This window comes from Microbacterium sp. MMO-10 (genome assembly GCF_037148715.1).
In the GTDB taxonomy this organism is placed as follows: Bacteria; Actinomycetota; Actinomycetes; order Actinomycetales; family Microbacteriaceae; genus Microbacterium.
The window spans coordinates 235,180-256,549 of record NZ_JBBCSV010000001.1; the positions used below are offsets into that span (position 1 = coordinate 235,180).

Consider the following 21,370-nt stretch of genomic DNA (forward strand, 5'->3'; position numbering starts at 1 on the left):
CTCAGACCTCGCGACGCAGCTCGCGTCCGGCGGCGAAGCGGCTGAGGGCGCCGGTCGCTGCGAGGGCGCGCACCAGCAGCCACCCGAGCACACCGGCGAGCACCGCCCCCGAGACGACCAGGGTGCCGAGGTAGATCGCGTTGAACTCGACCGACTTCAGGATGTTCGGCGAGCTCCCGTACAGCAGCTCGAAGAGCCAGGCACCGGCAGCGGCGCCCACTCCGGCGAGGGCCGCGACCGGCAGGGAGAAGCGGCGGTAGAGGAAGATCGCGAAGATCAGCTCGGCGCCGAGGCCCTGCGCGATGCCCTCGAGCACCGTGGAGACGCCCCAGATGTTGCCGATCAGCATCGAGACGATCGCCGCGAAGAGTTCGACGACGAGCGCCGCGCCGGGCTTGCGGATGACGAGACCGCCGACGACGCCGCCGAGCAGCCAGATGCCGACGGCGATGCCGCCGAGGCCCGGCGTGAGCCCGTCGGCGGCGGTGAACCAGGCGTACCCGATCGTGTTCCAGACCCAGAAGACCAGGCCGATCGCGACACCCAGCACGGCGGCGACGACGATGTCGACGACCCGCCAGTTCAGGCGGCGTGCGACCGCCCCGGTGCTCCCGTTGTGTGCGGTTGCTGTTGCGTGCATGACAGTTGCTCCTCCCTGCGCCGGCATGATCCGGATCAGGTTCGACGGTCGAAGCGCGATTCGCTCCCTCTCAGCCCGGCTCGCCGGACTCCCGTGGTGATCCGCCCATCCTAGCCCCGTGCGGACCCTTCGGCGACCGTCTCGTCACACGGCGAGACGCGGGAACGCCCTGCGATACCGGCCTCCGACGGGGCCGCCAGATACGGTAGGGGGGTGAACAATGACGACGGTCCGGGGGCCGCCCAGGTCGATCCGCAGATCGCCGACGCCGACGCACCCGCTGTCGACGGCTCCCGCGCGACCGAGGCAGAGGACTCTCCGGCACCCGCGGGAGGAAACGCACCGAAGACCGCAGTCCTGTTCCCCGACGCACCGGAGCGGACCGGGGCCGCGTCGCTGTTCCCTCCGCGCGAGGAGGAACCGCTGTTCCCCGCGCGGGACTCCGCCGCTGCCGCACCGCTGTTCGGAGGCACGCCGGATCCCGCCCCGTCCACCCCGGCGGCCGCCACGAAGGATCCGGCGATCGCGAGCGCACCGGCCGAGGCCACCCCCGTTCTCGCCGCCCCTGCGCGCACCGTCGCGCCGGAGCCCGTCGCCTCGGCAGCCGCTGCCGCCGCGCCCCGAACGGCCCAGCCGCTGCCCTCCGCATCGCTCGTCCGCGGCCCCGACCGCGCCCCGACGGCGGCGCTCTCCTGGGTCGACGTCGCCCGCGTCGGCGCAGCCACCGGAGCCGACGCCCCGACGCCGGCCCGCGCACTGCTCGACGACGCCCCCCGGCGCAGTCTCGCCCGGCCGGCGGTGCTGCTGCCCCTCGCCGGGGTGCTCGCGGTCGCCGTGGCCTACGGTGCCACGACCGCGCTCTGGCCTCTCAATGCGGTGAAGCCGGTCACCACCACGGTCGCGTTCCAGCCGGTCCCGGCCGCAGCGGCCGCGACGGCCTGGCCCGCCTCCGGGAGCGCTGCGGTGAGCGTGCAGGGCTTCGGCACTCTGACGTCCGCCGAGCAGCAGGTGCCGATGGCGAGCATCACCAAGCTCGTCACCGTGCTCGTCGCTCTCGAGAAGCTGCCGCTGAAGCCCGGCGAACAGGGGCCGTCCTTCGCGTTCACCCAGGCGGACAGCGACGACTACTGGGACTACCTGCGGCAGGATCAGTCGGCGCTCGATGTTCCCGTGGACGGATCCCTCACGCAGTACCAGCTGTTCGAGGGGATCCTGCTGGGATCCGCGAACAACTACGCCGATCGTCTCGCCCGAGAGGTGTGGGGATCCGACGAGGGATACGCGGCCGCCGCGAACCAGTGGCTGAGCCAGCACGATCTCGGCGAGATCCATGTGGTGACTCCCTCCGGGTTCGACTTCGGCAACGTCGCGACCCCGCGCGCGCTCATCACGCTCGGCGAGATCGCGGAGAAGAACCCGGTGATCGCCGAGATCGTCAAGCAGAAGAGCGTCGAGCTGCCCGGCGCCGGGGTCGTGAAGAACACCAACGGGCTGATCGATGATGCGGGCATCGTCGGCATCAAGACGGGCACGATCGGCGACGGCGCGGACACCCGCTACAACCTGCTCTCCGCGAAGGACGTCACCGACGACGGCACCACGGTGCGGATCTTCGTGGCCGCGCTCGGGCAGGACACCGACCAGGGCCGCGTCGATGCATCCCGTGCGCTCTACGCGGACGCCGAGGCGGCTCTGAAGAACCAGCCGCAGACGGTGTCCCAGGGCGCGGTCCTCGGCACCGTCGACACCGCCTGGGACGAGAGCTCCCAGGTGGTGGCCGCCGAGGACGGCCGCGTCGCGCTGTGGAACGGCGCGGCCGCGTCCGCGACGACGAAGTTCTCGCTGGGCGACACGTGGAAGGCCGGAGAGAAGGCCGGAACGCTCGCGCTCAAGGGGCCCCTGGATTCGACCACGGTGCCGCTCGAGCTGCGCACCGAGCTGAAGGGCCCGAGCCTGTGGTGGCGGCTCACCCACCCGCTCGAGCTGTTCGGCCTGACGAAGTAGGGATCCGCATCCGCCCGGGCGCCGACGATCGCGACCGCGGCGGGAACGACGGGAACGGCGGAGCGCTGAGGCGGGAACGACGGAGCGCCGCGGCCTGAACGACGGAGCGCCGCCGCCCTGCGGACAGGACGACGGCGCTCGTGACGGGATCGGGATCAGGGCTTGTCGCCGCCGTCGCCGAACTCGATGCGCGGTCCGTCGGGAGCCTCGACCGCCTCGGTGACGCGCTCGGCGACCGCGACCGGAGCGGATCCGGCACCGGCGACCGAGGCCGCACCGGCCTCGACCTCCGACGCGACGGAGCCCTCGACCGGAACCGTGACGGTCCCGGTGACGAGCGCCTCGTCGGCGTCGGTGTCGCTCGCCGCCTGCTCGAACTGCGACTGGTACAGCCTCCAGTAGGCGCCCTCGGCGGCGATGAGCTGCTCGTGCGTTCCCTTCTCCACGATGTCTCCGTGCTCCATCACGAGGATGAGGTCGGCGTCGCGGATGGTGGACAGCCGGTGCGCGATCACGAACGACGTACGCCCGTGCCGCAGTGCCGCCATCGCGTGCTGCAGCAGCAGCTCGGTGCGGGTGTCGACGGCGGACGTGGCCTCGTCCAGGATGAGGATCGACGGCTGCGCCACGAAGGCGCGGGCGATCGTGATGAGCTGGCGCTCACCGGCCGAGACGTTCGAGGCGTCCTCGTCGAGCTTCGTCTCGTAGCCCTCGGGGAGCGCGTGCACGAAGCGGTCGACGTAGGTCGCCTTGGCGGCCTCGATGACCTCGTCATCCGTAGCGGTCGAACGGCCGTAGCGGATGTTCTCCCGGATCGTGCCCGCGAACAGCCACGGATCCTGCAGCACCATGCCGGTGCGGGAGCGCAGGTCCGACCGCTCCATCTGGGAGATGTCCTGCCCGTCGAGCAGGATGCGCCCGCCGCTGAGCTCGTAGAACCGCATGATGAGGTTCACCAGCGTGGTCTTGCCGGCGCCGGTCGGGCCGACGATCGCCACTGTCTGTCCCGGCTCGACCCGGAAGGACAGGTCCGTGATGAGCGGGCGGTCCTCGGTGTAGGAGAAGGCGACGTGCTCGAACTCGATGACGCCCTTGCCGTCGGTGACGGTGGGTGCGTCCTCGGCGTCGGGATCCTGCTCCTCCGCGTCCAGCAGCTCGAACACGCGCTCGGCCGAGGCGGTGCCGGACTGCACGACCGCCGCCATGCCGCCCAGCTCGCTGAGCGGCTGGGTGAACTGCTGCGAGTACTGGATGAAGGCCTGCACGTCGCCGAGGCGGAGCTGACCGCTCGCGACCATGAGGCCGCCGAGCACGGCGAGGCCGACGTAGGTCAGGCTGCCGATGAAGGTCATGGCCGGCATCATCAGCCCGGACAGGAACTGGGCCTTGAACGCGGCCTGGTAGAGCTCCTCGTTCTCGACCTGGAACTTGTCCAGCGCGTCCTTCTCGCGACCGAAGACCTTGACCAGGGCGTGGCCCGAGAAGGCCTCCTCGACACGGGCGTTCAGGCGGCCGACCTTCTTCCACTGAATCCCGAACGCCTTCTGCGAACGCGGTCCGATGACGCCGAAGATCACGCCCATGAGCGGCAGCGCCACGAGGGCGACGAGAGCCAGCTGCCACGAGATCGAGAACATCATGATCAGCACGCCGACCACGGTGAGCACCGAGGTGATCGCGCCCGACAGCGACTGCTGCATGGTCTGCGTGATGTTGTCGATGTCGTTCGTGACCCGGGAGATCAGCTCTCCGCGCTGCACCTTGTCGAAGTACGACAGCGGCAGGCGGTTGATCTTCGCCTCGACGTCCTCACGCAGGCGCCACATCGTGCGCACCATGATGACGTTGATGACATAGCCCTGGATCCAGCTCAGCAGCGCGGATCCGACGTAGATCGCGAGCACCGCGGTGATGACCCAGCGCAACTGATCGAACTGGATCCCGTCGCCGACCTTGAACGGGCCGAACGCGGCCACCATGTCGGCGAACTGGTTCTGCTTCATGGCACGCAGCTGCTCGACGACCTGCGCCTGCGTGGTGCCGTCCTGGAACCCGGGGAAGCCGTTCTGCGGCTTGGCGAGCTGCAACGAGGTGAACCCCTCGTAGATGATGTTCGTCGCGTTGCCGAGAACCTTCGGCGCGGCCACGGAGAGGACGACGCCGAGCGCCCCGAAGATCGAGACCAGCACGAACCACACGGCGCTGGGCTTGAGCAGCCCGATCATCCGCTTGAAGCTCGGACCGAACTGATTCGCCTTGCCCGGAGCGGGGCCGTCGAACATGCCCCCGCCCTGCTGACGCGCCTTCTCGGCCTGCTCGGCCTCTTCCCTCTCGGCGTCGGTCATCTCGGCCGTCGCCGATGATCCGCCGGCGTACTTCGCCCGGCGTGCCTCCGCGCGCTCGGCGCGTGCGGCCTTCTTGTCCACGTTGTCGCTCATGCGTCCACCCCCAGCTGCGACTCGACGATCTCTCTATAGGTGTCGCTCGTCTCGAGCAGCTGCTCGTGCGTGCCGACGGCCACCATCGTGCCGCCTTCGAGGACGACGATGCGGTCGGCGTCGGTGATGGTCGAGACGCGCTGCGCGACCACGATCTTGGTCACGTGCGGCAGCTCCCGCCACAGCGCCTGGCGCAGCCGGGCGTCGGTGGTGAGGTCGAGCGCCGAGAACGAGTCGTCGAAGACGAGGATCTCCGGCTGGTGGACGATCGCTCGGGCGATCGCGAGCCGCTGGCGCTGCCCTCCGGAGACGTTCGTTCCGCCCTGGGCGATGGTCGAGTCCAGGCCGTTCGGCATCTCCGAGACGAAGTCCCTCCCCTGGGCGATGTCGAGCGCGGCCCACAGCTCTTCATCGGTCGCTTCCTCGCGCCCGTAGCGCAGGTTGGACGCGACCGTGCCGCTGAACAGGAACGGACGCTGCGGCACGAGCCCGATGCTCTTCCACAGGGCGTCCACGTCGGCTTCGCGCACGTCCGTGCCGCCGACGAAGGCGGCGCCCCCGGTGACGTCGAACAGACGCGGGATGAGCGAGATCAGCGTGGTCTTGCCCGCGCCGGTGGATCCGACGATCGCGACGGTCTCGCCGGGCTCCGCCGCGAAGCTGATCCCGTGCAGCACCGGCGACTCGGCGCCGGGGTAGGTGAAGGAGACGTCGTCGAAGGCCACGGCCCCCGGAACCGGGAAGGTCGTGACGCCGTTCTCGGGCCGCGTCATGCTCTGCTCCGCGTCCAGCACCTCGCCGACGCGCTCGGCGGAGACCGCGGCGCGCGGGATCATCATGGCCATGAAGCTGGACATGATGATGCCCATCATGATCTGCCCGATGTACTGCATGAAGGCGAACAGCGTGCCGACCTCGACCGTGCCGTTGTTCACCTCGATGCCGCCGAACCAGATCACGCCCACGATGGTGACGTTGAGGATCAGCATGAACAGCGGGAAGAGCAGGACGAAGAGGGATCCGACGTTGCGGCCGACGACCATGATGTCGGTGTTGGCGCCGCGGAAGCGCTCCTCCTCGATGCGCTCGCGCACGAACGCGCGCACGACGCGGACGCCGGTGAGCTGCTCGCGCATGATGCGGTTGACGTTGTCGAGCTTGCCCTGGTAGCTGCGGAACAGCGGGACCATGCGGCCGATGATGATGCCGGCGACGATGAGCAGCGCGGGCACCGAGACGGCGATCAGCCAGCTCAGGCCGAGGTTCGTCTGCAGCGCCATGATGATGCCGCCGATCGCGAGCAGCGGGGCGGTGATGAACATCGTCGAGCCCATCATCGCCAGCATCTGCACCTGCTGCACGTCGTTCGTGTTGCGGGTGATCAGGGATCCGGCGCCGAACTGCGAGACCTCGCGCTCGGAGAAGCCGCTCACGCGGCTGAACACGTCGGCGCGGATGTCGCGGCCGAGGCCCATCGCCGCGCGCGCGGCGAAGTAGGTCGCGATGACCGAGGCGATGATCTGGCCCAGCGAGACCGCGAGCATGAGCCCGCCGTGCGACCAGATGTAGGCGGTGTCGGCGTTGGCGACGCCCTTGTCGATGATGTCGGCGTTGAGGCGCGGCAGGTACAGCGACGCGAACGCGCTGCCGAACTGGAACACCAGGACGCCGAGCAGCAACCACTTGTATCGCTTCAGATAGCGGAAGAGGATCTTTCCGAGCACAGGCGGACTTCCTTGTGGGAGCGGACTCCCCGGGGCGGACTCCCGGGAAGATCGGCCGACGAACGGCCACGAAACACCATGCCACGCGGCACGGACATTCACATCCCCCTTGCGACGGATCGACTCAGATCTTCGCTATGGGCGAAACGAACCCCTGCTCGGACGCGCATTTCCGGATCCGGTTGAGGAACCCGGCGCGGGATTCAGCGCCCCACGATGAGGTGCGGTCGCGGCCCCTCGAGACGCGCGATCCCGATCTTGACCTCGGTCAGCTCGGTCTCGACGCCGTCGATCCGCGCGGACAGGCCGTCGATCCGCGCCGACAGCTTGTCGTCGACCCGGTCGATCCGGCGAGCCATCCAGCCGAATCCGGACAGCATGCCGAGACCGAGGGTGATCACGACGCCGAACCCCGTGAGCACCACTCCGATGAGCTCCACCGACACGTGCACGCCCCTATTCTGCGCCCTCCGCGATCGCGCCGACAACAACGCTAGCGACGCGCGCGCACCACGACTGCGGAAACGCACGATCGGTGCAGAACTCGCTCGCCGGATTGAGTGGGGAGGACGGTCCTCAGCTCCAGAGCGGAACGGGCGGCACGTAGTCGCGGGCGGGGGCGGCGGCATCCTCGGCGAGATCCGCGAGGGTCTGCGGATCCCAGTGCGGGTTGCGGTCCTTGTCGACGAGCTGGGCCCGGATGCCCTCCACGAGGTCCGGGTGATGGTGCACGAACCACAGCACCCGGCGGTACTCCCCCGCCAGCGCGTCGCGCACGGAGTCCATCGCTCGGGCCTCGCGCACGGCGTCGAGCGTCACCACGAGCGCGGTCGGCGCGAGCGATTCGAGGAGGTCGGCGGTCGCCGCGGGTCCGGGCACCGTGCCGGTGGCGCTGGTTCCCGGCGCCTCCTCGGCCAGCTCGGGGAGCGCCCGGAGGCGCGCGACGATCTCCGGAACGGTGTCGGCGGCGAAGGCCTCGTCGATCCACGCCCGCTGCGCGGACAGCGGGGACGGATCCGGAGTCTCGTCGAACAGCATCACGATCTCGCTCGGCCCAGTCGGATCCGCGCGGTGGGCGAGCGCATCGCGGAGGGCGTCGATCCGCTCGGACGGCACCCAGAAGTCGGCGAAACCGGCGTACAGCGCATCGGATCCGCTCATCGTCCCGGCGGTCAGGGCCAGGAACTCGCCGAGGCGCCCCGGGGCGCGGCCGAGCAGCCAGGTGCCGCCCACATCGGGCGTGAAGCCGATGCGCACCTCGGGCATCGCGAGCTGCGAGCGCTCGGTGACGACGCGGATCGCGGCGTGCCCGGCGACGCCGATGCCGCCGCCCATCGTGATGCCGTCGGCGATCGTGACGATCGGCTTGGGGTACTCGGCGATCGCGGCGTTCATCGCGTACTCCTCGCGGAAGAACTCGACCGTCTCGGCGCTGCGACCCGCGACGATCTGCGCGTGCAGCTCCCGCACGTCGCCGCCGGCGCACAGGCCGCGCTCCCCGGCTCCGTCGATGAAGACGATCTCGACGTCGCTGTCGTCGCGCCACGCGTCCAGCGCGGCGTGCACGGCGCGGATCATGCCGACGTTCAGCGCGTTCAGCGCGCGCGGGCGGTTCAGCGTGATGCGGCCCAGTGCGCCCTCGGTGCGCACGAGCACCTCGGGTTCGACGGAGGCGGCGGAGGGGGCGTGCTCGACAGTGCTCACGGAGGCCACGTTACCGCGCGCAATCAGGCGGAATGGCCCGGATCAACCTGCGTTTTCACTCCCCATCCGGCAGGATAGAGGGGAACTGCCGTATCGATGAGAGGCCGCGGATGACCGACGGACAAGTGCTCGAGTTCTCGCACGCGACGAAGCGCTTCGGCGTTCTGACCGCTGTCGACGACCTCTCCGCCCGCATCGAGCCCGGTGCGGTGACCGCGTTCCTCGGCCCCAACGGCGCCGGCAAGACGACCTCCCTGCGGCTGCTGCTCGGCCAGATCCGCCCGACCTCCGGCACGGCCACGATCGGCGGCGTCACGCACGCAGAACTGCGCCATCCGCTGCGCACGATCGGATCCGTGCTCGAGGAGGCCGTCTACCGGCCCCGCCGCACCGCACCCCGCCAGCTGTCGATCGCGGCCAAGGCGAACGGGATCCCGCTCTCCCGCGTCGACGAGGTGCTCTCGCTCGTGGGCCTGCAGAACGAGACCGAGACGCGCATCGGCGCCTACTCGCTCGGCATGCGCCAGCGTCTCAGCGTCGCCGGCGCTCTGCTCGGCGACCCCGGCGCGCTCGTGCTCGACGAACCGGCGAACGGCCTCGACCCCGAGGGCATCCGCTGGATGCGCCTGCTGATGCGCCGCCTGGCCGACGAGGGACGCACGGTGCTCGTCTCGTCGCACGTGCTGAGCGAGATCGAGCAGATCGCCGACAACGTGCTGGTGCTCTCGAAGGGCCGGCTGGTCTACGCCGACAGCATCGGCAAGCTGTCGGATCCCACCACGGGCTCCGTCGTCGTCGACGCCGACGACAGGGCGGCCCTCACCCGCGCGCTGCGCGAGGCCGGGCTGAGCTTCGACGTGCTGCGCTCCGGCCTCACGGTGCACAACACCGACGCCGCCGCGGTCGGCGCGGTCGCCGCGTCGGCGGGGCTGGCGCTCACCACGCTGCAGCAGCGCGGGCCGAGCCTGGAGGAGGTCTTCCTCGACCTCGTGCACGGCCGTCGCAGCCCGATCACCGGCGCGATCCCGGTGGTGACTCCGCCCGGCGACGCCGCGGCTCCCCTTGGCGTCCCCGGGACTCCCGTCGCGGAGGACGCCGAGCCGGCCGAGAGCGCGGAGACCGAGGACGCCGAGGACGCCGCGCCGGCCGAGGACGCAACCCTCGTGACCCCGCCCGTCGCCGGCCTGTTCGGCGCGGCCGCCGCCGTGCCCGTCGTCGCCGCCGGAGCCGGGGCCGCGGACCTGTTCGGCGCACCCGCTGCGACGGCCGACGAGGCCGACGCGAACACGGTGGCGATCCCCACGACCCGCCGCGAGGCCGCGGAGTACGCCGCCGCGCAGAACGCTCAGGACGAGGGCGAGGGCACCGCCGAGGCAGACGATTCCGCACCGGAGGAAGACCAGGGCGCCGAGCCCGACGGCACTCCGGAGGAAGGCGCCGCTGCGGAGGCCGAGTCGTCGAGCGATGCGGCCGAGCAGGATGCGGAGGACGCGGAGGAGCACTCCGACGGTCCCTCCGACGGCGAGGCCGAGGCCCTCGCCGAGGAGGGCTCCGAGGCCGAGGCGCACGAGGGCGACGCGGCCGGATCCGAGGACGCCGGAGAGCAGGACTCCGAGGCGCCGGGCGAGACCGACGACGCGACGCAGCCGGAGGCTCCCGCCGAGGACGAGCCCGCCGAGGATGCCGACAAGGACGAGCCCGCCGAGGAACCCGCCGAGGACGCCGACAAGGACGAGCCCGCCGCGGGCGCCGACGCGGACGAGCCCGACGCGATCGCCGCGGGCATCGCGCTGACGGCCCCGATCGTCACCGACGACGCGCATGGCGAGCCGCGGCACGAGGACGGGCACGAGCAGGCGGGATCCGAGGAGCAGGTCGGATCCGCGGAGCAGGCCGGATCCGAGGACGGCGCGCCGCTCGGCGACGGGCATTCCGACGCCCCGCTCACGCACGCCGCCGACGGCGCCGAGGACGAGCAGGGCACCGCGCTCGGCTCGTTCGAGACCGCCGCGCTCACGATCCCCGCCGAGGCCGCCGCGGTGTCGTTCGACGACCTGATCACCGGCGTCCCGCTGGCCGTGCAGGATCCGGAGCACACCGACCACGATGGGACCGAGGACCAGGACGGGGCATCCGAGCAGCACGAAGCCGACTCCGAGCAGCGCGAGCCGGGCGGGGAAGGCGAGGACGTCGAGCAGGACGCGCACTCCGACGACGACGCGCAGGACGGGACCGCCGAGCACCACGACATCGACGACGCCCCGACCGCCGCGACCACGGTCATCACCACGCCGTCCCCCGAGGACGAGTTCATCACCCCCGAGCCGAGCACCGAGACCGCGCAGATCGCGGGCATCGAGATCTTCGACGCCCTCGCCGAGGGACGCACCCAGGAGATCCAGGTCATCCTGGACGAGGCACCGGACGATGACGACGATCTCGAGGATGTGACCCAGGGCGAGATCCACCACGACGACGACCCGCGGGCCGCCGCCGTCAGTGCATCGCTCGCCGCCGCGGCGCGGGCCTTCTACAACGACGACGCCCCCTCGTACACCCCCGGCCCGACGGGCGAGGAGCAGCCTGCGCCGGAGCACGCCGAGCACGATCAGGGCGAGGCCGAGGAATCGCGCGACCAGGGCGAGGGACAGGACTCGCACGACCACGGCGACGGACAGGACTCGCACGACCACGGCGACGGACAGAACTCGCACGACCACGACGGCGAGCACTCCGGGAACTGATCCCGCACCCTCCGTCAACGGAGTCGTCCCCCTGAGCACGGTCCATGGACCGTTCCCAGGGGGACGACTTCGTTTCCGGGAGGATCCGGGTCCGCGATCCCAGGATCCGGCGGTTCCGGTCGGCGCCGTGCGCACAATTCAGGCTGGACGCCCGTCGGTGCCGATCAGAGCCGCGCGTTCCGCGCCGACCCGCTGCCGTGGCCGGAAGATGGCCTGAGTCGTGCACGGCCCCGCCCGGGGCTCTCGGCTCAGGCCGGGCGGACCGCCGGCTTGCGCTTGCGCGAGGATCCAGCCGATTCCACGACGGGGATGGCGCCGGTCGCCGCGATGTCGGTGACCTCGGCGAGCTCGCTCGTGGCGTCGAGGCGGAGCGCCTGGGCGAGCGCCGGCCCGTGCCGGGTGGTGAGCACGAGACGCTGGAACTCGGCACCCTCGAGGTCGATCACGACACTCGGCTTGTGCCGCCGGATGAGGACGAAGTCGTCGCCGTTCGCCGATTTCCAGGTGCCGGCGGCGAGCACGAGCGGCACGTGGGTGCCGGGACTGCCCACGCCGCGGAGCCACGTCCAGGCGTCGTCGGTCAGCTGCACCTTCACGATCGTCTCGCGGGCGATGTGCAGGTTGTCGCGGCGGAACGAGACGGCGCGCTCGAGCGGAGACAGCTCCACCTCGAGGCGGGTCCGATCCAGCAGCAGCGTCACCATCGTTCCAGTCTGCCAGCGCTCCGCGGCATTGACCTGCGAGGCACCTCACAGGACGGCAACGATCCGGCTGGCGGAGATCCACAATCCGGATCCCGACCGTGCCCGGGCCCGGGCCCGGCGCGGAGGTACCGCGCCGGATCGGTCGCCCGCCCCGCTCGCACAACTCAGGCCAGGACCTGCCCCGACCGGCCTCTGGCCTCCGCATCCCCCGATCCGGCCGGCTTCAGCCTGAATTGCGCAGGCACGCGTCACCGACGTCCGCCGCCGACGTCCGCCGCCGAGCCGCGCCGCGCCGGCTCAGGCCGTCGTGCGCGCCGCGGCCTCGGCCGCGGCGGGAAGCGCGGCCTCGATGGCGGCGAGCTCGGCGTCGCCGTGGGCGGCCGTGAGGAACCAGGCCTCGAACACGCTCGGCGGCAGGGCCACGCCCTGCTCGCGCATCGCGTGGAAGAACGGCGCGTACCGGAACGTCTGCTGGGCCTGGGCCTCGGCGTAGTCCCGCGGGGCCGTCTCGGCGAAGGCCACCCCGAACAGGTTGCCCGCCCGCGGCACCGCATGCACGACGCCCGCGTCGGTCAGTGCGCGGTCGAGCGCGTCCGACAGGCGCACCGCGGCGGCGTCGATCCGCGCGTACACCTCCGGCGTCGCGAGGCGCAGCGTCGCCAGTCCCGCGGCCACCGAGAGCGGGTTCCCGCTCAGGGTGCCCGCCTGGTAGACCGGGCCGGTCGGCGCCAGCTGGTCCATGACCTCGGCACGGCCGCCGAGCGCGGCGAGCGGCATCCCGCCGCCGACGACCTTGCCGAACGTGATGATGTCGGGCAGGTACGCCTCGCCGGCGGCCTGCTGCAGACCCCAGAAGCCGGCGGGATGCACGCGGAACCCGGTGAGCACCTCGTCCAGGATCATCAGGGCGCCGTGCGCGTGCGCGGTCTCGGCGATGAGCCGGTTGAACCCGGGCTGCGGGGCGACGACGCCCATGTTCGCCGCGGAGGCCTCCACGATCACGGCCGCGATGCGGTCGCCGTGCTCGGCGAACACGGCGGCGAGAGCCTCCGGGGAGTTGTAGTCGATGACGAGCGTCTGCGCCGCGATCGGAGCGGGAACGCCCGCGGATCCGGGCAGGGCGAGGGTCGCCACACCGGATCCGGCGGCAGCCAGCAGCCCGTCCGAGTGCCCGTGGTAGTGCCCGGCGAACTTCACGAGCAGGTCGCGTCCGGTCGCGCCGCGCGCGAGCCGGATCGCGGTCATGGTCGCCTCCGTGCCCGTGGAGACCAGGCGCACGCGCTCGACGGGCCGGGCCTCGCCGTGCCGCACCCGATCGGCGATGAGGGCGGCGAGCTCGACCTCGCCCTCGGTCGGGGCGCCGAACGACAGGCCGCGGGTCGCGGACTCCTGCACCGCGGCGACCACCTCGGGGTGCGCGTGCCCGAGCAGTGCCGGCCCCCAGGATGCGACGAGGTCGAGGTACGTCGTGCCGGCCGCATCCGTGACCGTCGCGCCGGAGGCGCTCGCGAGGAACCGCGGCGTGCCGCCGACCGAGCCGTAGGCGCGCACGGGCGAGTTCACCCCGCCGGGGATCACGGCACGGGCGGCGTCGAACAGGTCGTCATTGCGGTCGGTCATGGATCCATTCTCCCGGAGGCGGCTGTGCCGTTCCTGCTCGGCGGGCACGGCCGGGCGCCCCTGCGCCGCGGGCACGGCCGGGCGTCAGCCCCGGGCGCCCTGCGCCGCGGGCACGGCCAGCCGTCAGCCCCGGGCGACCCAGCGGGCGGCCTCGGTCGCCCAGTAGGTGAGCACCGCGTCGGCGCCTGCGCGGCGGATCGACAGCAGCGACTCCAGGATCGTGCGCTCGCGGTCGAGCCAGCCGTTCTGCGCGGCGGCCTCGATCATCGCGTACTCCCCCGACACCTGGTACGCCCAGACGGGCACGCGCACGCTGTCGCGCACCTCGCGCAGCACGTCGAGGAACGCCATCGCGGGCTTGACCATCACGACGTCGGCGCCCTCAGCCTCGTCCAGCAGCGCCTCGCGCACGCCCTCGCGCCGGTTGCCCGGGTCGAGCTGATACGTGCGGCGGTCGCCCTGCAGCTGCGAGTCGACGGCCTCGCGGAACGGCCCGTAGAACGCGCTCGCGTACTTGGCCGCGTAGCCGAGCAGCAGCACGTCGGGGAAGCCCTCGGCATCCAGCGCGTGGCGCACCGCGGCGACCTGGCCGTCCATCATGCCGCTCAGCCCGAGCAGCTGCGAACCGGCGCGGGCCTGGGCCAGCGCCATCGCCACGTACCGCTCCAGGGTCGCGTCGTTGTCGACGGAGCCGTCCGCGGCCAGCACGCCGCAGTGGCCGTGGTCGGTGAACTCGTCCAGGCACAGGTCGGTCTGCACGACCAGCGCGTCGCCGACCTCGGCCGCCACGGCGGCGGTCGCGACGTTGAGGATCCCGTCCGGGTCGTCCGCCCCGGATCCGACCGCGTCGCGCACGGCGGGCACGCCGAACAGCATCACGCCGGTGACGCCGGCCTCGGCGGCCTCGACCGCGGCACGACGCAGCGAGTCGAGCGAGTGCTGCACGACACCGGGCATGGATCCGATCGGCGTCGGCTCGGTGATGCCCTCGCGCACGAAGGCCGGGAGGACGAGGTGCCGCGGAAGGAGGTCCGTTTCGCGCGCGAGCGAGCGCACCGCGGCGGACTGACGCAGCCGGCGCGGGCGGACGTCGGGGAAGCCGGCCGACGCGCCCAGCCCTGCGGCGCCGGAGCGGAATCCGCCGGTCACGGTGCGAACTCGTCGGCCGCGTGCGGGAGGGTGAAGTGCGAGACCGCGTCGATGAGCGCATCGACGGTCTGCTTGTCGGCGACCACCGTGATCGGCAGCCCCGCCCTCTTCGCATCCTTCGCGGTGCGGGGGCCGATCGCGGCGAGGAGCGTGGTATCGGGGATCTCGGGGAACTGCTCGCGCACCTGCTCGGCGACGGAGCCGCTCGTCACGAGGATCGCGTTGATCCGTCCGTTCTGCACGTCGCGCATGATCCGCTCGGTGACCGGGACGCCGACCGTGCGGTAGGCCACGACGCTCGAGACGCGGTGTCCCGCCTTCTTGAGCGACTTCGTGAGCAGCGGCTTCGCGATCTCGCTGCGCAGGGTGAGGATCCGTTTCGGCTCGGGCTCCAGATCGATGATCTGCCGGGCCATGCCCTCGGCCGAGTTGTCGTCCTCCGGCACGAGGTCGACGTGGTAGCCGACGGCCATGAGGGCGGCGGCGGTGGTCTCGCCGACGGCGGCGATCTTGGTGGAGGAGGGGATCTCGGCGCGGTGCGCGAAGAGCACGTCCACCGTGGTGGCGCTGGTGATCGTGAGCCAGTCGAACTCCCCGGCGGCGAGCTTCACGAGCGCGTCGTCGAGGGCCGCCTGGTCGTTCGTGGGTGCGAAGTTGATCAGCGGGGCGACCACCGGCACCGCGCCCTGGGCGCGCAGGCTCGCGGCGACGCCGTCGCCCCAGGGACCGCCGCGCGGCACGAGCACGCGCCAACCGGTCAGCGGCTTGGCCTCTTGCTTCGATTCAGTCATCATCATCGGGTTCAGGGGCGCGGAAGAAGGTCAGCCGCCCCACGTTCGAGCAGCCGATGGGCAACAGACAACCCGATCTCGCGGGCTGCGGCGATCGGGTCTGCTCCATCGGCAGAGTCCGCACCGTTGCCACTGCCGTTGGCATGAATATACTCCTCGGCCGCCGCCTCCGCCTCCACGTGCGCTGGACGCAGCGCCTCGGTCACGTCGATCCCGATCCGCCAGCCGTCCTGCGGCGCGTAGACCACGGCGCGCACCCGGAGGTCCCCGCCTTCGAGCACGGCGTGCGCGGCCATCGGGGCCTGGCAGCCGGAATCCAGCCCCGCCAGCACGGCCCGCTCGGCGGTCACGGCGATCCGGGTCGCCTCGTCGTCCAGTGCCGCCAGCGCGGCCATCAGGTCGTCCGGGGCATCGGTCGTGGTCTCCACGGCGAGAGCTCCCTGCCCGGGCGCGGTGGGCCACTCCGCGAGGCCGAGGCTCTCCGCCTTCAGGTCGCCGAGGGGGTCGCCGTCGAGCCGGCTGAGCCCCGCGGCCGCGAGGATCACGGCATCGAGCTCGCCGGTCGCGACCCGCTGCAGCCGCGAGTCGACGTTCCCGCGCAGATCCACTGTGCGCAGCCGGGGGTTGCGGACGTGCACCTGCGCGATGCGCCGGGGCGAGCCCGTGCCGATCGCGGATCCGCTCTTCAGCTCGTGCAGCGCGGTCCCGTCGCGGGTGACGGCCACGTCGCGCGAGTCGGCGCGGGCCGGGGTCGCGGCGATGACCAGGCCCTCGGGCACCGTGGTGGGCAGATCCTTCAGAGAATGCACCAGCAGGTCGCACTCCCCGCGGCGCAGCGCATCGCGGAGGGCGGTGGCGAACACCCCCTGACCGCCGATCTCGCTCAGCGACGCGCGGTTGGTGTCGCCCTCGCTCGTGATGGGGACGAGCTCCACGCGGCGCCCGGAGACCTTCTCCAGCGCCTTCGCGACCTGCCCGGACTGCGCCTGCGCGAGGGCGCTGCGGCGGGTGCCGAGCCGGAGCGGGGCCGCGTCGGTCACTGCAGCACCTCGGCGATCTCGTCGAAGCGCAGGCGGCGCCCCGTGTAAAAGGGCACCTCCTCCTTCACGTAGCGGCGCGCATCGGTGTACCGGAGATCGCGCATCAGGTCGACGAGCTCGGTCGGCTCGTCGGCCTCGAGCGGGAGCAGCCACTCGTAGTCGCCGAGCGCGAAGGCGGCGACCGTGTTGGCGAGGACCCCGCGGAAGGCGGCGCCGCGGCGGCCGTGCTCGGCGAGCATGCGGCGGCGCTCGTCCTCCTCGATGAGGTACCACTCGGGCGTGCGGACGAACGGGTACAGGCAGAGCCAGCCCTTCGCCTCGACGCCCCGCAGGAAGCCGGGCACGTGCGCGCGGTTGAACTCCGCGTCGCGGTGCACGCCCATCACGTTCCAGACCGGCAGCAGGGTGCGCAGCAGCTCGGTGCGGCGCAGCCGGCGCAGCGCCTTCTGCAGTCCCTCGGGAGTGGGCCCGTGCAGCCACACCATGAGGTCGGCATCGGCCTTGAGGCCGGAGACGTCGTAGAAGCCGCGGACGCTGATGCCGCCGTCCTCGATGTGGCGGACGATGTCCTCCAGCTCGGTGGAGTCGGTCTCGAGCACCGGGGCGGCGGGGTCGCGGCGCCACACGGCCCAGAGGGTGAAACCCTGGGGCGAGGCGTCGGAGTCGGCGGCGAGCATGGGCGTTTCTGCAGCTTCAGCCATGGGACCAGTCTGCCCCCTCCGCCTATGCGCCGGGGACTCGTGACGACACGCACCCGGATCCGGCCGGGATCCGGGCAGGATCCGGGCTCGGCACGGTCCGGCGCGGCCCGGGGATCCAGCCTCCGGTGCGGCCCGTGTCCCGATCAGCACACGGTGTGACGATCAGCACACGGATCCGCCGGATCGGTGTGCTGATCGTTCCTCGGTGTGCTGATCGTCACGGCGGAAGACCGTGCCCAGGACGCGCCCGGGACGCGCCGAGGACCGGCGTCAGCGGGCGATGCTGCGGGTGACGGCCCAGACCACGCCGCCGACGACCGCCGCGACGCCGACGACCGCGGCGAAGGCGCCGACCGGGTTGCGCTGCGCGAAGACGCGGGCCTTGCCGCCGGCCTTCTGCAGCTGACGCGGCACGTTCGTCTTGTCCTCGATCGCGAGCAGTGCGGCCTTCAGCTCGGCGCGGGCCGAGGCGACCGGGTCGACCAGGCCTGCCGGCACGGCCGTGCGCGGGATGTTCACCGGGTCAACGGCCATCGCCGGCCTCCTTCACGATGCGGACGTCGGTCGCCACGGCCTGCGCGGGGTTCTCCCGGCGCAGCACGGTGCGGAACTTCAGGAGACCGAGCAGCGCGAACACGAGCACGGCCAGGAGCAGGATCCCGAACGTGATGATCGCGGAGAGCCAGACCGGGAACCAGGACGAGAGCCCGGCGATCGCGAACACGAGCACCACGGGCACGGCCCAGAACAGGAAGAACAGCGCGACCAGGAACCAGACGCTGCCGATGCCGGCGTCCTTCGCGGTGCGGGAGATCCAGGTCTTGGCCGCGTCGATCTCGGCCTTGACCAGGTTGCTGATCAGGTCGGGGATGTCGCCGAGGAGCGTGAGCAGGCTGTCGTCGGCGCGATCCCGGTAGTTGCCGGCCATGTCAGGCGCCCGCGGTCGGCTTCTTCGGCGCGCTCTTCGCGGCCGCGGATGTGCGGGACTTCGTGCGGCTCTCCTCGGCGGCGACGCTCTGCTCCGCGGCCGCGACGGTCTCCTCCGCCGCCTGCTTGACCTCGGCCGCGACCGCCTTGCCGCTCGCGATCGTGGAGTCCACGCGCTGGCCCGGGGTTCCGTCGGAGGTGGCGGCCTTGACGATCTTGACGGCGCCGGTCCACAGCGCCTGCGGCACCGCGGCCGCCTGGGCCTTCGCGAAGTCCTGCACCTTGTGCACCTGTGCCTGCACGGGGTCGAGGTGCCAGACCTTCAGCCACTGCTTCTTGATCTGTTCGTACCGTTCGCGCCCGGCACGCGTGCCCAGCACATAGCCGACGCCGAGTCCGACGACGAGTCCGATCTTCCCCTTCATGGGGTCTCCTCACGATTGCGGTCCCTGCGGGCTACCAGCGTAACCCTGTATTCCGTTTTCGGCATCTATCGGTCGCGGAGTCGGCCTTCCGGGCGTCCGCCCACCCGGTCATCCCCAGAGCAGGGCGTGGCGGATCCGCTCCGCCTCGGCGCGCGCGTGCGGCACGACCTGGGCGAGTCCGGTGCCGCTCAGCCAGGCCCCGGTCGCCGCCAGCCCCGGCACGGCGCCGATCGCGGCCGCCGCGGCGGTGCGCCGCTCCGCGGCTCCCGCGACCGCGGAGGGCTGCGCCTGAACGAAGCGGGCGCGGTGGCTGCCGCGCAGCCGATCGGGCGGCAGGGCGACTCCGAGGAGCGCCGACGCCTCGGCCAGGGCGAGCGCGGCGGCGGCCTCGTCGTCGAGCGCAGCGGTCGCGGGGTCCTCGTCCTGGGCGCCGAACGACACCCGCACAACATGCCGGGATCCCGCCCGCTCCCGCAGCCACGCCCACTTCGCGGTGCTGTGGGTGAGGGCCTTGGCGACGTGCGAGCCGGGAACCGTGAGCACGCCGGATCCGCGCGGCGCCGCGTCGAGCACCGGGGCGTCGAGCACCAGGGTGACGATCTCGATGCGCGGCGATGACGCGGCGGCGACCTCCGCGAGCTCGGGCACGTACGGGGCGAGCAGCCGGCGGGCCGTGCCCTCGTCGACGGCGAGGATGACGGCGTCGAAGGACTCGGGGATCCCGTCGGCGGCCTCCTCGCCCTGCTCCCCCGGTTCGCCGGACTCGACCACGCGCACGATCCAGCGCTCGCCGTCGCGGTCGAGACGCTCGATCGGCGTCGCGATGCGCACCTCGGATCCGAGCAGCTCGATCCGCGCGACGAGCGCGTCGACGAGGCCGGCCATGCCTCCATCGAGTCCCTGCACGGCTGCGCCCGGGGCTCGGCCCGCTCCGCCGGTGATCTCGGCCACGGCCCCGGAGAGGGAGCCGACGCGGGTCAGCGCCGCGTTCAACGCGGGGGCCGCGACGTCGACGTCGATGTCATCCGGATGCGCGGAGTACACCCCGGTGCTCACGGGCGCGACGAGCCGGTCCAGCACACGGGCGCCCATGCGCCTGCGCACGAGACGGCCGAGGCTGCGGTCGTGGCCGATCGTGAGCGGCGGCAGCAGCCGGTCGAGCCAGGCCCGCCACGTGCCGTTCCAGCCGATCACGCGCCGCACGTCCTCCGCGAACGGATTGGCCGGGATGCCGAGCAGGCCGCCGTGCGGCAGCGGCGCCGCACCTCCGGGGATGCCGGCCACCCACGCGCCGCCGGGTTCCGGGGTGCGCACGCGGTCGCCGAGGCCGAGGTCGTCGATGAGGGCGCGCACGTGGCCGCCGCGCACCGCGAAGCTCTCCGCCCCGGCGTCGAACACCAGCCCGTCCGCCTCGCCCGCCTGCACCGCGCCGCCCGCGCGCTCCTGCGCCTCGAACACCGTGGCATGCGCGCCGATCGCGGCGACCGACTCCGCCGCCACGAGGCCCGCCACGCCGCCGCCGATCACGGCGACCCTCCGTCGTGCCGCGCGTTCGGCGAGCTCCGGCGTGTGTGCCGGTTCTGGCGCGCCGCCGTCGCCGGACCGCGGATCCGTCATCGCGCGGCCTCGGCGGCCGGCTCGGTGCGCACGGAATGGGCGAGCTCGACGATGCGGGTGAGCACCGCCGGGTCTGTCTCGGGGGGCACCCCGTGGCCGAGGTTCAGGATGTGCGCCCGGGCCGCGGCCCCGCGCCGGAGCACCTCGCGGACGTGCGCCTCGATCACCGGCCAGGGAGCGGTGAGCAGCGCGGGGTCGATGTTGCCCTGCACCGTGACGTCGGGGCCGAGCACGGCGACGGCCTCATCCAGCGGCAGGCGCCAGTCGACGCCGACCGCGGCGGCGCGCCCGCCGAGCCGCATGTCGCCGAGGAAGGGCCCGGTGCCGACCCCGAAGTGGATGACCGGGGCGTCGATCCCGTCGACCGCGGCGGCCGAGTGCGGCGCGACGAAGGCGCGGTAGTCGGCGGGGCTCAGGGAACCGGCCCAGGAGTCGAACAGCTGCACGGCGCTCGCGCCCGCCGCCCGCTGAGCGGCGAGGAAGGTCCGCGAGACCTCGGCGAGCCAGCCCGCGAGACGGTTCCAGGACTCCGGATCCGTGTGCATCATCGCCCGGGCACGCAGGTGCTCCTTCGAAGGACCCCCCTCGACGAGGTAGGCGGCGAGGGTGAACGGGGCGCCGGCGAAGCCGATCAGCGGGGTGCGGTCGCCGAGCTCGGCGACCACGAGGCGCACCGCCTCCTCGATCTGCGTCGTGTCGAGCGATGCCGGATCGATCGCGGTGATCCGGTCGACGTCGGAGGCCGTGCGCACGGGCTCGGCGAACACCGGACCGCGACCGGGCTCGATCTCGACCTCGACGCCGGCGAGACGCAGGGGCACCACGATGTCGCTGAAGAAGATGCCCGCGTCGACGCTGTGGCGGCGCACGGGCTGCAGCGTGATCTCCGCGGCGAGGTCGGGCGTGAGGCAGGCGTCCAGCATGCGGGTCCCGACACGGAGGTCGCGGTACTCGGGCAGCGAGCGTCCCGCCTGGCGCATGAACCACACCGGGGTCGTCTCGGGGCGGATACCGGCAAGGGCGCGCAGCAGCGGGGCATCGTTCAGGGGCATGGGTCCATTGTCCCCGACGCACCTCTGCGCGGGATGCGGACCTGGTCCGCGCGGATCCGGACCGCGATGCCCGCCGGGATGGCCGATCAG

At 72.3% G+C, this 21,370-nt stretch carries 18 protein-coding genes and 1 riboswitch; of the genes, 2 read left to right on the plus strand and 16 right to left on the minus strand.

Translation table 11 applies throughout. From position 1 onward, the window contains the following. Nucleotide 1: 1 nt before the first annotated feature. Nucleotides 2-640, minus strand: a complete 639-nt coding sequence (locus WFJ17_RS01010) for an ECF transporter S component (RefSeq protein ID WP_336647419.1) — start codon at nucleotides 638-640, stop codon at nucleotides 2-4. Next, nucleotides 636-745: riboswitch (TPP riboswitch) on the minus strand. It overlaps the preceding gene by 5 nt. A gap of 108 nt (nucleotides 746-853) precedes the next feature. On the opposite strand from WFJ17_RS01010, the gene WFJ17_RS01015 reads away from it, so the two are divergent. Continuing rightward, the gene (locus WFJ17_RS01015; RefSeq protein ID WP_336647420.1) at nucleotides 854-2,644 is read left to right on the plus strand and encodes a D-alanyl-D-alanine carboxypeptidase; all 1,791 of its coding nucleotides are present in this window, start codon (nucleotides 854-856) and stop codon (nucleotides 2,642-2,644) included. A gap of 155 nt (nucleotides 2,645-2,799) precedes the next feature. Here WFJ17_RS01015 and WFJ17_RS01020 read toward each other — a convergent pair whose 3' ends face one another. The 4 genes from WFJ17_RS01020 to WFJ17_RS01035 all read right to left on the minus strand — a co-directional run bounded on the left by WFJ17_RS01020 (nucleotide 2,800) and on the right by WFJ17_RS01035 (nucleotide 8,510). Next, nucleotides 2,800-4,989, minus strand: coding sequence for an ABC transporter ATP-binding protein (locus WFJ17_RS01020; RefSeq protein ID WP_336647780.1), 2,190 nt, complete (start codon nucleotides 4,987-4,989; stop codon nucleotides 2,800-2,802). 89 nt (nucleotides 4,990-5,078) lie between these two features. Further along, entirely contained in the window at nucleotides 5,079-6,806 is a 1,728-nt protein-coding gene (locus WFJ17_RS01025) for an ABC transporter ATP-binding protein (protein ID WP_251442715.1), read from the minus strand. Between the two features lie 203 nt (nucleotides 6,807-7,009). Then, the gene (locus tag WFJ17_RS01030; RefSeq protein ID WP_251442717.1) at nucleotides 7,010-7,258 is read right to left on the minus strand and encodes a hypothetical protein; all 249 of its coding nucleotides are present in this window, start codon (nucleotides 7,256-7,258) and stop codon (nucleotides 7,010-7,012) included. 124 nt (nucleotides 7,259-7,382) lie between these two features. After that, nucleotides 7,383-8,510 carry an enoyl-CoA hydratase/isomerase family protein gene (locus WFJ17_RS01035; RefSeq protein ID WP_336647421.1) on the minus strand — a complete coding sequence of 376 codons (1,128 nt, stop codon included), beginning with the start codon at nucleotides 8,508-8,510 and terminating at the stop codon, nucleotides 7,383-7,385. A gap of 110 nt (nucleotides 8,511-8,620) precedes the next feature. On the opposite strand from WFJ17_RS01035, the gene WFJ17_RS01040 reads away from it, so the two are divergent. Continuing rightward, entirely contained in the window at nucleotides 8,621-11,254 is a 2,634-nt protein-coding gene (locus WFJ17_RS01040) for an ATP-binding cassette domain-containing protein (protein WP_336647422.1), read from the plus strand. A gap of 248 nt (nucleotides 11,255-11,502) precedes the next feature. Here the strand turns inward: WFJ17_RS01040 and WFJ17_RS01045 are convergent, their stop codons facing one another. The 11 genes from WFJ17_RS01045 to hemE form a co-directional block, all read right to left on the minus strand. Continuing rightward, nucleotides 11,503-11,958, minus strand: a complete 456-nt coding sequence (locus tag WFJ17_RS01045; protein WP_336647423.1) for a hypothetical protein — start codon at nucleotides 11,956-11,958, stop codon at nucleotides 11,503-11,505. 297 nt (nucleotides 11,959-12,255) lie between these two features. Beyond that, nucleotides 12,256-13,578 (minus strand): glutamate-1-semialdehyde 2,1-aminomutase, encoded by a 1,323-nt coding sequence (gene hemL / locus WFJ17_RS01050; RefSeq protein ID WP_336647424.1) that lies wholly within the window; start codon nucleotides 13,576-13,578, stop codon nucleotides 12,256-12,258. A 123-nt stretch (nucleotides 13,579-13,701) separates the two neighbouring features. Continuing rightward, a complete protein-coding gene (gene hemB, locus WFJ17_RS01055; RefSeq protein WP_336647781.1) occupies nucleotides 13,702-14,694 on the minus strand; it encodes a porphobilinogen synthase in 993 nt (330 codons plus the stop codon). Between the two features lie 29 nt (nucleotides 14,695-14,723). Then, complete coding sequence (locus WFJ17_RS01060; RefSeq protein ID WP_374208768.1) at nucleotides 14,724-15,518, minus strand: uroporphyrinogen-III synthase; 795 nt, start codon at nucleotides 15,516-15,518, stop codon at nucleotides 14,724-14,726. Nucleotides 15,519-15,529: 11 nt separating this feature from the next. After that, nucleotides 15,530-16,558, minus strand: coding sequence for a hydroxymethylbilane synthase (gene hemC, locus WFJ17_RS01065; protein ID WP_251442732.1), 1,029 nt, complete (start codon nucleotides 16,556-16,558; stop codon nucleotides 15,530-15,532). Further along, entirely contained in the window at nucleotides 16,555-17,259 is a 705-nt protein-coding gene (gene hemQ, locus WFJ17_RS01070) for a hydrogen peroxide-dependent heme synthase (protein ID WP_442927953.1), read from the minus strand. The genes hemC and hemQ overlap by 4 nt, the downstream gene beginning before the upstream one ends. Before the next feature lie 270 nt (nucleotides 17,260-17,529). Further along, nucleotides 17,530-17,793, minus strand: a complete 264-nt coding sequence (locus WFJ17_RS01075; RefSeq protein WP_251442735.1) for a hypothetical protein — start codon at nucleotides 17,791-17,793, stop codon at nucleotides 17,530-17,532. Beyond that, on the minus strand, nucleotides 17,783-18,187 hold the full coding sequence (locus tag WFJ17_RS01080; protein WP_251442738.1) for a phage holin family protein: 405 nt from the start codon (nucleotides 18,185-18,187) through the stop codon (nucleotides 17,783-17,785). The genes WFJ17_RS01075 and WFJ17_RS01080 overlap by 11 nt, the downstream gene beginning before the upstream one ends. Nucleotide 18,188: 1 nt before the next feature. Further along, nucleotides 18,189-18,611 (minus strand): hypothetical protein, encoded by a 423-nt coding sequence (locus WFJ17_RS01085; RefSeq protein ID WP_251442742.1) that lies wholly within the window; start codon nucleotides 18,609-18,611, stop codon nucleotides 18,189-18,191. A gap of 108 nt (nucleotides 18,612-18,719) precedes the next feature. Beyond that, a complete protein-coding gene (locus WFJ17_RS01090; RefSeq protein WP_336647425.1) occupies nucleotides 18,720-20,228 on the minus strand; it encodes a protoporphyrinogen/coproporphyrinogen oxidase in 1,509 nt (502 codons plus the stop codon). Then, nucleotides 20,225-21,280 carry a uroporphyrinogen decarboxylase gene (gene hemE, locus WFJ17_RS01095; protein ID WP_251442748.1) on the minus strand — a complete coding sequence of 352 codons (1,056 nt, stop codon included), beginning with the start codon at nucleotides 21,278-21,280 and terminating at the stop codon, nucleotides 20,225-20,227. Before hemE ends, WFJ17_RS01090 begins: the two co-directional genes overlap by 4 nt. Nucleotides 21,281-21,370: the final 90 nt, after the last annotated feature.

Bases quoted from the DNA above. Each gene is read 5' to 3' on its own strand.
- hemE (WP_251442748.1), bottom strand. From the start codon at position 21,280: ATGCCCCTGAACGATGCCCCGCTGCTGCGCGCCCTTGCCGGTATCCGC.
- WFJ17_RS01090 (WP_336647425.1), bottom strand. From the start codon at position 20,228: ATGACGGATCCGCGGTCCGGCGACGGCGGCGCGCCAGAACCGGCACAC.
- hemL (WP_336647424.1), bottom strand. From the start codon at position 13,578: ATGACCGACCGCAATGACGACCTGTTCGACGCCGCCCGTGCCGTGATC.
- WFJ17_RS01020 (WP_336647780.1), bottom strand. From the start codon at position 4,989: ATGACCGACGCCGAGAGGGAAGAGGCCGAGCAGGCCGAGAAGGCGCGT.
- WFJ17_RS01010 (WP_336647419.1), bottom strand. From the start codon at position 640: ATGCACGCAACAGCAACCGCACACAACGGGAGCACCGGGGCGGTCGCA.
- WFJ17_RS01075 (WP_251442735.1), bottom strand. From the start codon at position 17,793: ATGGCCGTTGACCCGGTGAACATCCCGCGCACGGCCGTGCCGGCAGGC.
- WFJ17_RS01080 (WP_251442738.1), bottom strand. From the start codon at position 18,187: ATGGCCGGCAACTACCGGGATCGCGCCGACGACAGCCTGCTCACGCTC.
- WFJ17_RS01045 (WP_336647423.1), bottom strand. From the start codon at position 11,958: ATGGTGACGCTGCTGCTGGATCGGACCCGCCTCGAGGTGGAGCTGTCT.
- WFJ17_RS01060 (WP_374208768.1), bottom strand. From the start codon at position 15,518: ATGACTGAATCGAAGCAAGAGGCCAAGCCGCTGACCGGTTGGCGCGTG.
- WFJ17_RS01085 (WP_251442742.1), bottom strand. From the start codon at position 18,611: ATGAAGGGGAAGATCGGACTCGTCGTCGGACTCGGCGTCGGCTATGTG.
- hemQ (WP_442927953.1), bottom strand. From the start codon at position 17,259: ATGGCTGAAGCTGCAGAAACGCCCATGCTCGCCGCCGACTCCGACGCC.
- WFJ17_RS01040 (WP_336647422.1), top strand. From the start codon at position 8,621: ATGACCGACGGACAAGTGCTCGAGTTCTCGCACGCGACGAAGCGCTTC.